At 67.1% G+C, this 12,612-nt stretch carries 11 protein-coding genes; 4 read left to right on the forward strand and 7 right to left on the reverse strand.

Going from position 1 to position 12,612, the window contains the following annotated elements; translation table 11 throughout:
* Positions 1–55: 55 nt before the first annotated feature.
* Positions 56–937 (forward strand): hypothetical protein, encoded by an 882-nt coding sequence (locus G0A00_RS12230; RefSeq protein ID WP_164181482.1) that lies wholly within the window; start codon positions 56–58, stop codon positions 935–937.
* 366 nt (positions 938–1,303) lie between these two features.
* Positions 1,304–3,667: a Tex family protein gene (locus tag G0A00_RS12235; RefSeq protein ID WP_164181480.1), complete on the forward strand. Its 2,364-nt coding sequence runs from the start codon at positions 1,304–1,306 to the stop codon at positions 3,665–3,667.
* A 57-nt stretch (positions 3,668–3,724) separates the two neighbouring features.
* Here the strand turns inward: G0A00_RS12235 and G0A00_RS12240 are convergent, their stop codons facing one another.
* The 3 genes from G0A00_RS12240 to G0A00_RS12250 all read right to left on the reverse strand — a co-directional run bounded on the left by G0A00_RS12240 (position 3,725) and on the right by G0A00_RS12250 (position 7,055).
* Positions 3,725–4,729, reverse strand: a complete 1,005-nt coding sequence (locus tag G0A00_RS12240) for an Ldh family oxidoreductase (RefSeq protein ID WP_164181478.1) — start codon at positions 4,727–4,729, stop codon at positions 3,725–3,727.
* A complete protein-coding gene (locus G0A00_RS12245; RefSeq protein WP_368667696.1) occupies positions 4,726–5,895 on the reverse strand; it encodes a M20 aminoacylase family protein in 1,170 nt (389 codons plus the stop codon). The genes G0A00_RS12240 and G0A00_RS12245 overlap by 4 nt, the downstream gene beginning before the upstream one ends.
* A 107-nt stretch (positions 5,896–6,002) precedes the next feature.
* Positions 6,003–7,055: an FAD-binding oxidoreductase gene (locus G0A00_RS12250; protein ID WP_164181476.1), complete on the reverse strand. Its 1,053-nt coding sequence runs from the start codon at positions 7,053–7,055 to the stop codon at positions 6,003–6,005.
* Positions 7,056–7,106: 51 nt separating this feature from the next.
* Between G0A00_RS12250 and mnmD the strand changes: the two genes are divergently transcribed.
* Both mnmD and G0A00_RS12260 read left to right on the forward strand, forming a co-directional pair.
* Positions 7,107–7,823, forward strand: coding sequence for a tRNA (5-methylaminomethyl-2-thiouridine)(34)-methyltransferase MnmD (gene mnmD, locus G0A00_RS12255; RefSeq protein WP_164181474.1), 717 nt, complete (start codon positions 7,107–7,109; stop codon positions 7,821–7,823).
* A complete protein-coding gene (locus G0A00_RS12260) occupies positions 7,824–8,696 on the forward strand; it encodes a DMT family transporter (RefSeq protein WP_164181472.1) in 873 nt (290 codons plus the stop codon).
* Between the two features lie 118 nt (positions 8,697–8,814).
* On the opposite strand, the gene G0A00_RS12265 is transcribed toward G0A00_RS12260, so the two are convergent.
* The 4 genes from G0A00_RS12265 to G0A00_RS12280 form a co-directional block, all read right to left on the reverse strand.
* On the reverse strand, positions 8,815–9,579 hold the full coding sequence (locus G0A00_RS12265; protein WP_164181470.1) for an SDR family NAD(P)-dependent oxidoreductase: 765 nt from the start codon (positions 9,577–9,579) through the stop codon (positions 8,815–8,817).
* A 10-nt stretch (positions 9,580–9,589) separates the two neighbouring features.
* Positions 9,590–10,918, reverse strand: coding sequence for a TRAP transporter large permease (locus G0A00_RS12270; protein ID WP_164181468.1), 1,329 nt, complete (start codon positions 10,916–10,918; stop codon positions 9,590–9,592).
* Complete coding sequence (locus G0A00_RS12275; protein ID WP_164181466.1) at positions 10,911–11,399, reverse strand: TRAP transporter small permease; 489 nt, start codon at positions 11,397–11,399, stop codon at positions 10,911–10,913. Before G0A00_RS12275 ends, G0A00_RS12270 begins: the two co-directional genes overlap by 8 nt.
* Before the next feature lie 79 nt (positions 11,400–11,478).
* Entirely contained in the window at positions 11,479–12,483 is a 1,005-nt protein-coding gene (locus G0A00_RS12280) for a DctP family TRAP transporter solute-binding subunit (RefSeq protein WP_164181464.1), read from the reverse strand.
* Positions 12,484–12,612 lie beyond the last annotated feature (129 nt).

Genomic DNA, 12,612 nt, shown 5'->3' on the forward strand with positions numbered 1-12,612 from the left:
AGCGCTTATAGTGCGCCCTAAAGGCAATCGAAAGAGCAGGCGGAACCACAGGGCCATGCAGGTCATTCTTCACATCGGCGTCCATTGCACGGACGAGGACCGGCTGCTCAAGGGACTGCTGCGCAACGCCTGCGATTTTCACCGCGAAGGCATCTCCATTCCCGGCCCCTCGCGCTATCGCATGTTGCTCTCGGAAGTGGTCAGCCAGCTTGGCGCGGGAGCCCCGGCGCCCGAGGCGCGCGAGGTGATGCTCGACGCGATCCTCAGCGAGGATCCGGCGCTGGTGAAACGGGTGATCCTCAGCCACGAGACGCTTTTGTCGGTGCCCAAACTGGCGCTCGAAGGCGGCGAGATTTACCGCAAGGCCGAGCGGCGGCTGCAGGCGGTGGCCAAGATCTTCGATGGCGATGATCTGCAAATCCTCATCGGTCTGCGCGATTTCGCCACGTGGATCCCGGCGATGCTGCGCGCGACGCCGCATGAGACCCCCGAAAGCTTTCTGGCCGGGGCCGACCCGATGCAGCTGCGCTGGTCCGACCTTATCGCCCGGATCCGGCAGGCGTTGCCGGATGTGCCGCTGCTGCTGTGGTGCAACGAGGATACGCCGCTTCTCTGGGGGCAAATCCTGCGCGAAGCCGCCGGGATCGAGGCCGAGCGCAAGATCATCGGCAGCTTCGATCTCTTCTCCGAGCTTGTCAGCCCCGAGGCGATGCAGCGGTTCCGCGGCTTCCTGCGTGAGAACCCGCAGGTGAGCGAGGCTCAGAAGCGCCGGGTGATGGCGGCCTTCTTGGAAAAATACGCGCTGCCCGAGGCGATGGAAGAAGAGCTCGACATGCCCGGCTGGGACGCGGCCTATGTGGATATGCTCACCGAGCTATACGACGAAGATGTCTGGCAAATCTCGCAGATGGATGGCGTGCGGGTGTTGGCTCCCTGAGGGCCGGTGACCACGCGCGGCGCGCGCAAATATCCGTGTTAGGACCTAGACGCGCTGCGCACCCGCCCGGAATCAAGGCCGAAGGCCGCCGGGTGAGTGCCTGCCCGTCCCGGCGGGCTGGCGCTTTTCATCGTAGCACTGCGCTCGGAAATCACTCGGACGTGGCTGGGGTAAAGCGCCCACCTCCAAACTCGCAGCGCCACCCCACGGGCAGGCGCTCGCCCGGCTAACGCCTCGCCAATGCAAACCGCGCAAGGATCAGCCGCCGCGCAACGCGCCTCTTGGCGCAGCGGCGCGGCAAGGCTACACCAGCCTTCCCGAAGACCGCCGAACCACCCCGCCGAAAGACCCCAAGGAGGCCGCCCCGTGGACACCCAGACCCGCATCGCCAGCACCATCGCGCGTGAAATTCAGGCCAGCCCGAAGCAGGTGACGGCGGCGGTTGAACTGCTCGACGGTGGCGCCACGGTGCCCTTCGTGGCGCGCTACCGCAAGGAAGTCACCGGCGGGCTCGACGATACGCAACTGCGCAACCTGTCGGAACGGCTCACCTATCTGCGCGAGATGGAAGCCCGCCGCCGCGCCATCCACGACTCGATCAAGGAACAGGGCAAGCTGACGGACGCGCTGGAGAAATCCATCGCAGGCGCCGAGACCAAGGCCGCGCTCGAAGACATCTACCTGCCCTATAAGCCCAAGCGCCGCACCCGCGCGATGATCGCCCGCGAGAACGGGCTCGAGCCGCTGCTGCGCGCCATCGAAGAGAACCGCAACGCCGATCCGGCCAAGCTGGCCGAGGGCTACCTCGGCGAGAACGTCGCCGATGTGAAGACCGCGCTCGACGGTGCACGCGACATCCTTGGCGAAGAGCTGACCGAGAACGCCGCGCTGCTCGGCACCCTGCGCGAGTTCATGCGCGCCGAGGCCTTCATCACCGCCAAGGTCGCCCCGGGCAAGGAGCAGGAAGGCGCCAAGTTTTCGGACTATTTCGACCACCGCGAGAAATGGTCCGATATTCCCTCGCACCGCGCGCTGGCGATCCTGCGCGCCTCGAAGGAAGAGGTGGTCACCGTCGATATCGCCCCCGACCCCGAGGTCTCGACCCGCCGCGGCGAGGACATCGTGGCTGCGGCCATCGGCATCCGCGGCGACGGCGCTGGCGACAAATGGCTGCGCGGCGTGGCCGATTGGACGTGGCGGGTGAAGCTGAGCCTGTCGATGTATGTGGACCTGATGACCGAGCTGCGGCGCCGCGCGCATGAAGAGGCCATCGCGGTCTTTGCGCGCAACCTCAAGGACTTGCTGCTGGCCGCCCCCGCCGGGTCCAAGGCGACGCTGGGCCTCGATCCCGGCATCCGCACTGGGGTAAAATGCGCCGTGGTGGATGCCACCGGCAAGGTGCTCGACACCGCGACGATCTATCCCTTCCAGCCCAAGAACGACACGCGCGGCGCCACCGCCACGCTGATGGAGCTGATCGCGCGCCATAAGATCGAGCTCATCGCCATCGGCAATGGCACCGCCAGCCGCGAGACCGAACGGCTTGTGGGCGACGTGCTGAAGCTGCTGCCCGCGAGCGTGACGAAGCCGACCAAGGTTGTGGTCTCCGAAGCCGGGGCCTCAGTCTATTCCGCCTCGGAAACGGCGGCCAAGGAATTCCCCGATCTCGACGTCTCGCTGCGCGGCGCGGTGTCCATCGCCCGCCGCCTGCAGGACCCGCTGGCCGAACTGGTGAAGATCACGCCCCAAAGCATCGGCGTCGGCCAATATCAGCACGACGTCGACCAGCGCAAACTGGCGCAGACGCTCGAGGCGGTGGTCGAAGACGCGGTGAACGCCGTGGGCGTCGATCTCAACACTGCCTCGGCGCCGCTCTTGGCGCATGTGGCGGGCCTCGGCCCGTCGCTGGCACAATCCATCGTCAGCCACCGCGACAGCACTGGCGCCTTCCCCTCGCGCAAGGCGCTGCTGAAGGTGGCGGGGCTGGGGCCGAAAGCCTTCGAGCAATGCGCGGGATTCCTGCGTATCCGCGACGGGGCCGAGCCGCTGGACGCCTCCTCGGTCCACCCCGAGGCCTACGGCGTGGCGCGCAAGATCGTCGCCGCCTGCGGGCGCGACATCCGCCAGATCATGGGCCAGCCACAGGCGCTCAAGGGGCTGCGCGCCGAAGAGTTCGTCGACGGCGCTTTCGGCCTGCCCACGGTGCGCGACATTCTCTCGGAGTTGGAAAAGCCCGGCCGCGACCCGCGCCCCGACTTCGTCACCGCCAGTTTCACCGATGGCGTGGAAGAGATCACCGACCTGCGCCCCGGCATGATGCTTGAGGGGACGGTGACCAACGTCGCGGCCTTTGGGGCATTCGTCGACATCGGCGTGCATCAGGACGGTCTGGTGCATGTGAGCCAGCTGGCAGACCGGTTCGTGAAGGACCCGCATGAGGTGGTGAAGGCGGGCGACGTGGTGAAGGTCCGCGTCACCGAGGTGGACGTGCCGCGCAAGCGCATCGGGCTTTCGATGCGCAAGGATGGCAGCGGTCGCGAGGCGGCGCAGGACCGGCGCGCCCAGCCCGACAAAGGGCGCGGCGGCGCACCGCGCGGCAAGGGCGGCCCCGGCAAGGGCCCGCGCGGGCCGATGAGCAGCGGGCCCAAAGGTGCCTCCAAGGGCGGCTCTGGCGGTGGTCAGGGCGCGCTTGGCGCGGCGCTGATGGACGCGATGAAGAAGAAGCGCTGAGCCTCGCGCTGCGTTAAGGCTGCCGGTGACAATTTATCCCCGGCAGCCTTTCGCGGATTAGAGATAGCTCTGCAGCATCTCCATATCGGCCTCGGTCAGCGCGACGCCCTTTTGCTCGGCTTCGGCGCGCACCACTGCGCGGCGGTCGCCCGGCAGGCGCTCCTGCCCCGCCGCACGCACCGTGTCTGACAGCGCGGCGACACGGGTCGCAAAGCCGTGGCTGCCGCCGTGCTCGGGGTCCATCACCAGCAGGAACTGACCGGTGAGCGGGATCTTCGCCCCTTCGTGCTGCGACCAGTCCACCTCGGTCGAGAAGGCCCCGCCGGTGAAGGCGGCGGCGAGGATCTCGATGGTCATGGCAATCGACGCGCCTTTATGGCCGCCGAAGGGCAGCAGCGCGCCACCGTTCAGGATGACATTCGGATCATTGGTCGGCTGGCCCTCGGCATCGACGCCGGTCCCGGGCCTCAGCTCATGCCCCTCGCGCGCGGCGATCTGCACGTCGCCATGCGCCAGAGCGCTGGCCGCCTGATCCCAGACATAGGGCGCCTGCCCCGCGCGCGGCGCGGCAAAGGCCATCGGGTTGGTGCCGAAGACCGGCGTCTTGCCGCCCGGCGGCACCACCACGGCCATCGAGTTGACCACGCTCAGCGCCACCAGCCCCTCTTCGGCAAAGGGCTCCACATCCGGCCAGAGCGCGCTGAAGTGCTGCGAGTTGCGGATCGCCAGCGCCGCGACGCCCTCGGCCCGCGCTTTCGCCACCAGACGCGCGCGCGCCTCGGCCAGCGCCACCTGTGCAAAGCCGCCCCGCGCATCGACCCGGATCAGCGTGCCGCCGTCCTCGTCGATCACCGGCATGGCGCTGGGATTGCCCCAGCCGCTCTGCAGCGTCGAGACATAGCCCGGAATACGGAACACCCCGTGGCTCAGCCCGCCGTCACGCTGGCAGGTGGCGCAATTGGTCGCCAGCACCTGCGCCACGCGCGGCGGCAGACCCTGACCTTCAAAGATCCGCGTCAGCAGACCGACCAACTCGTCAAACGGAAGTCTCACCTCGCTCATGCCGCAAGCTCCCGTGCGACCAGTTCGACCCAATAGCGCATACCGGGCAGGATCGCCTCGTCGTTGAAGTTATACGAGGGGTTGTGCAGCTCGGCGCTGTCGCCATTGCCGTACCAGACGATGGCACCCGGGCGCTGCTCCAGCATGTAGGAGAAATCCTCCGAGCCCATCATCCGGTCGCAATTGTCATCGACATTCTCGGGCCCCGCCACAGCCGCCGCCGCGCCGACGGCCACGGCGGCTTTGCCGGCATCGTTGGCGGTGACCGGATAGCCCGGACGCCAGTCAAGCTCGGCCTCGCAGCCGAACTGTTCGGCCCCGGCGTTGAGAAGGCGGCGCAGATGGCCCTCGATCTCGGCCCTTGTCTCGGAATTCATCGTGCGGATCGTGCCGCCGAACGTGGCGGTGTCGGGGATCACGTTGAGCGCCCTGCCCGACCCGGCCTCGAGGTAGGTGATCGAAACCACCACCTGATCGAAGGGATCGGAAAACCGCGACACCAGCGTCTGCGCCGAGGCGATGAGATGCGCCGCCGCGACCACCGGGTCGATCGACATGGTGGGTGCCGAGGCATGGCCGCCGCGCCCGGTCACCGTCACCACAAAGCGGTCCCCCGCCGCCATCAGCGGGCCGGCGCGCGTGGCGAACTGGCCCACCGGCAGTCCCGGCTTGTTGTGCATCGCATAGACGCTTTCGATGCCGAAGCGTTCCAGCAGCCCTTCCTCGATCATCGTGCGTGCGCCCGCGCCACCCTCTTCGGCGGGCTGGAAGATCAGCGCCACGGTGCCCGCGAAGTCGCGCGTCTCGCAAAGATATTGCGCGGCAGCGAGCAGCGTCGCCGTATGCCCGTCATGGCCGCAGGCGTGCATCATGCCGGGGATCTTCGAGGCGTAGGGAAGGTTTGTCTTCTCGTCCATCGGCAGCGCATCCATATCGGCGCGCAGCCCGATCACCGGGCCCTCGCCCTTGGCCCCCTTGATCAGCGCCACGATGCCGGTCTTGGCGATGCCGGGAACGATCTCATCGACGCCAAAGCCCTTCAGCTTTTCTTCGACAAAGGCGGCGGTGATGGGCAGATCGTAAAGAAGTTCGGGCTGTTCGTGGATGCTGCGGCGCCAGCTTTTCGCCGTTTCGGCGATGCGGGCCATGTCGTCTGCGTGGGTCACGCGGGTCTCTCCTGTTGTCTCGACCCGGCAGCGCGGGGCGCATTGCGGCGCGGCCATGCCGGATCATTTGCATATGGTTGCAGATGCAGGCGGGAAGGCCAAGGCGATCAGAGGGAGTCTTCGACCCGAAAGCCCTCAGGGATCTCGTCCCGCCCTTCGAGCAGCAGATCGGCCATGACCTGCGCCACCTTGGGGGCCATGCCGAAGCCGATCTTGAAGCCGCCGTTGGCGATGAACGCACCCTCGCGCCCCGGCCAGCCGCCCAGCATCGGCGCGCGGCTGCGCGCGCGCGGGCGCACCCCGGCCCAGCGTTCGATCACCTCGGCGCCATGCAGCGCGGGCACCGCCAGCGCGGCACGGGCGACCAGATCGTCGCATTGCGCGTCGGTGGCGGTTGGATCGTCAAACTCGCGCTCGGAGGTCGAGCCGATGGCCACCGTGCCGTCGCTGTGCGGCACCACATGCAGCCCGCCCGCAAAGAGTTGCGGCACATCGCCCGCATCGAAGCGCAGGCTCACCGACTGGCCCTTCACCCCGGTGCCGACCCTCTTGCCAAGCGCCTGCGACAGATCCTCGAGCCCGCGCCAGCCCGCAGCCCAAAGCACCTGCCCGGCGTCCTCGGCCTCTGGCTGCACCTCCACGCCGCGCACCGCCAAGGCCGCGACCAGCGCAGCGCAGGCGCGGCGCGGGTTCATCCGTGCGGTCAGCGTGTCATGCACCAGCAGCCCGGTGGGAGAGACCGGCGCCCAATCCCCCGCCTCTTCTGCCTTGATCACCCGCCAGACCGCGTGATCGCCCCAAAGCTGCCGCGCTGTCTCTTCGCGCCCGCGCGCCAGATCCACCGCCTTGTCGTCGGCCAGCGGCTGCAAACGCCCCAGACGGCCATAGCCCGCCGAGACGCCGCCGGTCTCCTCCACAGCGGCCCAGAATCCCGCCGCCATCAGCAGGCTTTCCAGTTGGAACGCCTTCTTGGGGTTCCAGTTCTCGGGCACATGCGGCGCCAGCGCCCCCACCTGCCCGCCGCTCGATCCGCTGCCCGCGCCGAAGGGATCGACCACCTGCACCCGCGCGCCGCGCTGCACGCAGGCCCATGCGATCGACAGGCCGAAAATCCCCGCCCCGCGCACCGTCACATCCACGCCATTCTGCCCGCTTGCCATTCCGACCACTCCGCTTCATGTAGGATCACAGTTCTAGGACAGGTGCGCAGAATGAGCCAGCCCGACACCCCCCGGCCCGATCCCCTGCTGCCCCCCGATACCCCGGAGTGGCGGGACGGAGACGTGCCGGTCTCACCGCGCTTCGACGATCCCTATTATTCGCTCGAGAACGGGCTTGCCGAAACCCGCCACACGTTCCACGCGGGCAATGATCTGCCAGCGCGGCTGGTGGATGGGTTTCATGTGGCCGAACTGGGCTTCGGCACCGGGCTGAACCTTCTGGCGACGCTGGCGCTCTGGCGTGCAGAGGGCATCCCCGGCACCCTGCGTTTCACCACCTTCGAAGCCTTCCCCCTCGCCGCCGAGGACATGCTGCGCGCGCAGGCCGCCTTTCCCGAGCTTTCGGATATCGCCGCGGAACTTGCGCCCTTCTGGCAGCAGAACGCCCGCGCCTTTTCGCTGCCCGACCTGCGGTTCACCATGGTTGAGGGCGACGCGCGGCAGACCCTTGCCGCATGGGACCAGCAGGCCGATGCGTGGTTCCTCGACGGGTTTTCGCCCGCCAAGAACCCCGAGCTTTGGGGCGCCGATCTGATGGCCGAGGTCGCCCGCCACACCGCCCCGGGCGGCAGCGCCGCCACCTATACCGCCGCAGGCCATGTGCGCCGCGCGCTCGCCGAGGCCGGGTTCGACGTCACCCGCCAGCCCGGCCATGGCCGCAAGCGCCATATGACCGTCGCGAACATGCCCCTCGCAAGGACGCCCTGAATGGCCCAGCAGAACACCCGCCTCGGCATCTGGCTGATGGTGCTGACCACCTTCATCTTCTCGGTGCAGGACGGTCTGTCGCGGCATCTGTCCGAGGCCACCAACGTTTATATGGTGACGATGGTGCGCTACTGGTTCTTCGCGCTTTTCGTGCTGACACTGGCCGCGCGCCACAAGGGCGGGCTGCGCGCCGCCGCCAAAAGCGGCCAGCCGCTGCTGCAGGCCTTCCGCGGCGTGCTCTTGGTGCTCGAGATCTGCGTGATGGTCTCGGCCTTCGTCTATCTCGGCCTCGTGGAAAGCCACGCGGTCTTTGCCTGCTACCCGCTGCTCATCGCGGCGCTCTCGGGGCCGGTGCTGGGCGAAAAGGTCGGCTGGCGCCGCTGGAGTGCGATCGGCATCGGCTTTCTTGGCATCCTGATCATCCTGCAGCCTTCGGGCGGGGTGTTCTCGCCGCTCGCCGCGATCCCGCTGCTGGCGGCGCTGATGTTCGCCCTTTACGGGCTGCTGACCCGCCGCGTGGCGCGCACCGACAGCGCCGCCACCTCGTTCTTCTGGACCGGCACCGTGGGCGTCGCCACCGCCACGCTCATCGGCATGTGGTTCTGGGAGCCGATGAGTGCCTCTGACTGGGCGATGATGGCAGCGCTCTGCGTCACCGGCGCGACCGGGCATTTCACCCTGATCAAATGCTATGAGGTGGCCGAAGCTTCGGCGGTGCAGCCCTTCGCCTATCTGCAACTGGTCTTCGCCTCGGCCCTCGGCATGCTGGCCTTTGGCGAGACGCTGCGGCCCAATGTGGCGCTTGGCGCGGCGATCATCACCTGCGCGGGCATCTTCACACTGATCCGCGCCCGAAAGGCGGCGCAGGGCTAAGCCGCAGCAAACTCAGGCCGCAGCAAACTCAGACAGGGCGCGCCGCCTCAGCCGCGCGCCCCCTGCTTCTTCTCTTCAAAAATACGCAGATCCGGCGCGGCCACCCGCGCCGCGCCGCTCAGACGCGCAGCGCCGGCAACCCCACCCCGGTCGACTGAAAGCCGCCATCCGAGGCGATGGTCTGCCCGGTGACATAGCTCGCCCGGTCCGAGCACAGGAAGACGATCACCGAAGCGATCTCATCCTCCGAATCATAGCGGTTGAGCGGGATCGCATCGTGATAGGCGGCGATGATCTCGGGCGAATGCACCGCCATCGCCAGTTTCGTGCGCACCGGGCCGGGCGCCACGCAATTGGCGCGGATGCCGTATTCGCCCAGTTCCGCCGCCTGCTGCTGGGTGAGTTGGATCACCCCGGCCTTGGAGGTGCCATAGGCCACCCGCAGCGTCGAGGCGCGCAGCCCCGAGATCGAGGCGATGTTGACGATGGCGCCCTGCACCTGCTTCAGATGCGGCACCGCCGCTTGCGAGCACAGGAACACCCCGTCGAGATTGGTGGCCATCACGGTGCGCCAACGCTCGAATGTGGTGTCCTCGATGGGGCCGAAATCGGCGACCCCGGCGTTGTTCACCAGCGCGTCGATCCGCCCAAAGGCCCCGGCCACCTCATCGACCATCGCCGCCACCTGATCGGGCTGCGAGACGTCGCAGACCACCGGCAGCACACCCTCGAGCTGCCCGGCCTCTTCCATCAGCGCCTCGGCGTCGCGGTCGATCATCGCCACCTTGCGGCCCTCGGCGAGGAACTGCTTGGTGGTGGCAAGCCCGATGCCGCGCGCGGCGCCGGTGACAATCGCGGTCTTGGGGGCTGTCTTCTGGGTCATGGCAAACTCCTCAATTGGCGGGCCCGAGCAGGGCAAGGGAAAGCTGCGGCACCAGCCCGATCACCGCCAGCCCGATGACGCAGACCAGCAGGAAGGGCAGCGCGCCGCGCGCAACGCGTTCGATCGGCAGGCGGGTGACATTGGCGGCGACGTAAAGGTTGATGCCCACCGGCGGGGTGATCAGCCCGATGGCGAGATTGACCATGACCAGCACGCCGAACCAGACCGGATCCCAGCCCAGTTCGCGCACCACCGGCATGAAGATCGGCAGGCAGATGAACATCACCGTCACCGCGTCCATGAACATGCCCGCGATCAGCAGGATCAGCATAATCACCAGCAAGATCACGCCCTCATTGCCGGAAAGTCCCAGCAGCGCGCCCGAATAGCTGCCGACCAGATCCTCCACCGTGACCACCCAGCCGAAAAGGCTGGCATAGGCGACGACGAGCATCACCGTGGCCGAAGACGCGGCCGCATTGGACAGCGAATGGTAAAGACCGTCCAAAGTCAGCGTGCGGTAGATCAGCCCGCCCACCAGCAGCGCGTAGACCGTGGCGACCAAAGCGGCCTCGGTGGGGGTGAAGATGCCCGAGTAAATGCCGCCCAGAATGACCACCGGTGTCATCAACCCCCAGAAGCTTTCCTTGAACGACAGCCATAGCCGCGCGCCATAGGATTTCTCGGCATGCGGCATGGGGCTCAGCTTTTCCAGCGAGGCCGCGTGCCCGGCCTTCGGCTTGGCGAAGGGCAGCGTCAGCAGCATCATCGCCCCCATGAAGAGGCCCGGCAGGATCGCGGCAAGGAAGAGATGCGAGATCGAGGTCTCGGCGATCACCCCATAGATCACCAGCCCGATCGACGGCGGGATGACGATCGACAGCGCCGCGCCGGTGCAGACGAGGCCCGCCGCATAGGGCTTGGGGTAGCCGTCTTCTTCCATGCCCTTGATGATCATCGGCCCGATGGCGGCGACCGAGGCCGGGCCCGAGCCGCTCACCGCGCCCCAGAACAGGCACACGGTGGTACCGACCACGCCCATACCGCCGGGGGTGCCGCCGATCAGCACGCGGAAGAAGCGGATCATCCGCTCGGCGATCCCGAGCGAGCCCATCAGCGTGCCCGCGAGGATGAAGAAGGGGATGGCCAGCAGCGAGAATTTGGTGATCCCCGTGGCGATGAGATCGCCCGCCAGTTCGAGGCCAAAGCCGATCTGCCACATGGCGTAGATCGCCGAGAGCCCCAGCGAGAAGGCCACCGGCACGCGCAGCGCCAGCAGGATGAAGAACAGGATCACCATCTCGGTGCCTGCGGGAAGTCCGGGGATCAGGTCATACATCGGGGATGACCTCGTGATCCTCGCCGGTGCGCCAGACCACCCATGCGTGCTGCAGGTAGCGGATCAGCACCAGCGCAAAGCCGAAGGGCACGGCGGCCTGATAATACCACGCGGGGATCTGCAGCCCGTAAGAGCGCATGCCGTTGCCCATCATGTTGGTCATCGCCTGCCAGGAGAACCACGCCGAGAGCACCAGCAGCAGCGCCGAGGCCAGCACCGAGAGCGCAAAGACCACCCGCCGCGCCGGGCGCGGCAGCAGGTCATGCACCAGCCCCACCGCCAGATGCTCGCCGCGGCGCGCGGCGATGGCGGCGCCGAAGATGGTCAGCAGCAGAAAGCCATTGGTCAGCAGCTCTTCGGTGGCGGCCAGCGAGTAATGCGTGCCGTAGCGCACCACGACATTGGCAAAGCCGAGAAAGGTCATGGCCAAAAAGAGCACCGCGCAGATGATCTTCTCGGCCTCGCGCAGGATGAAGGCCATTGCCCCTCCCTTGGATCAGCAGGCGAGTGTCTTGGGGACGAAAGACGTGTCCCCGCGGGGACACGCCGTTTTTCGGGGGTTACTTCGCGCCGTCGATGGCGGTCTGGAAGCTCTGCACCAGCTCGGGGCCGACCTTGTCTGCCCATTCGTCAAAGGCGGGCTGGGTGGCGTCCTTGAAGGCGGCGAGTTCCTCGGCCGACGGCTCATAGACCTCCATGCCCTTCTCGCGCAGGAAATCGATGCCCGAGGCGGTGGCCTCGCGGCTGATCTCGCGCTGGTAGCTCATCGCCTCGGTCGCGGCGGCCTGCAGCTTGGCCTGCGTGTCGGCGTCATAGCTGTCCCATTTCTTCTGGCTGATGCCGATGAAGATCGGGTCGTAGGAATAATGCCATGTGGTCAGGTACTTCTGCACCTCATAGACCTGCTGCGGGATGATCACCGCGCCAATCGGGTTTTCCTGACCGTCGACAACGCCCTGCTGCAGCGCGGTCATCGTCTCGCCCCACTGCATCTGCTGCGGGTTGGCGCCAAGCGCGTTCATCACGTCGATATACATCGGGCCCGCGACGCGCATGTTGAGGCCCTTCATGTCCTCGGGGGTCTTCACCGGGCGGGTGTTGTTGGTCACCTCGCGGAAGCCGTTCTCGCCCCATGCCAGAACGATGATGCCCTTGCCCTTGAGGATCTCGGCCAGCTTCGCGCCGGGCTCGCCCTGCGTGGTGGCATCAACCTGCGCGTAATCGGCATAGAGATAGGGCAGCGAGAAGGCCGCCATCTCGGGCACCAGCGGGGTCACATTGATCGCCGAGGTTACCACGAGATCGAGCGCACCGCGGCCGACCATCTCGGCCTGACGCATCTGGTCGCCACCGGCAAGCTGCGCATTGGGGAAGACACGCACCGACAGATCGCCGCCGGTCGCCTCGGAGAGCAGTTCGGCGAATTTCTCGGACCCTTTGTGCCAGGTCGTGGTGTCGCCGGTGTTGTGCGACAGGCGCAGGGTTTCTGCGGCAGCCGCGCCGACCATCATCGCGCCCGCAAGCACGGTTGCCAGGGCAGTGCTGCCCAGTTTCGCAAATGTCATTCTGTCCTCCCAGAGTTCGGACCGGCACCGGCCCCCGCCCCGCACGGCCTCCCTGCCCTGCGTTGCGATCCACATCATGGAACAGTTTCATTGCCACGGACAAGAAGAACTTGCAATATTGTGAAAGGA

The organism is Salipiger sp. PrR002, assembly GCF_010500775.1.
Lineage (GTDB): Bacteria > Pseudomonadota > Alphaproteobacteria > Rhodobacterales > Rhodobacteraceae > Salipiger.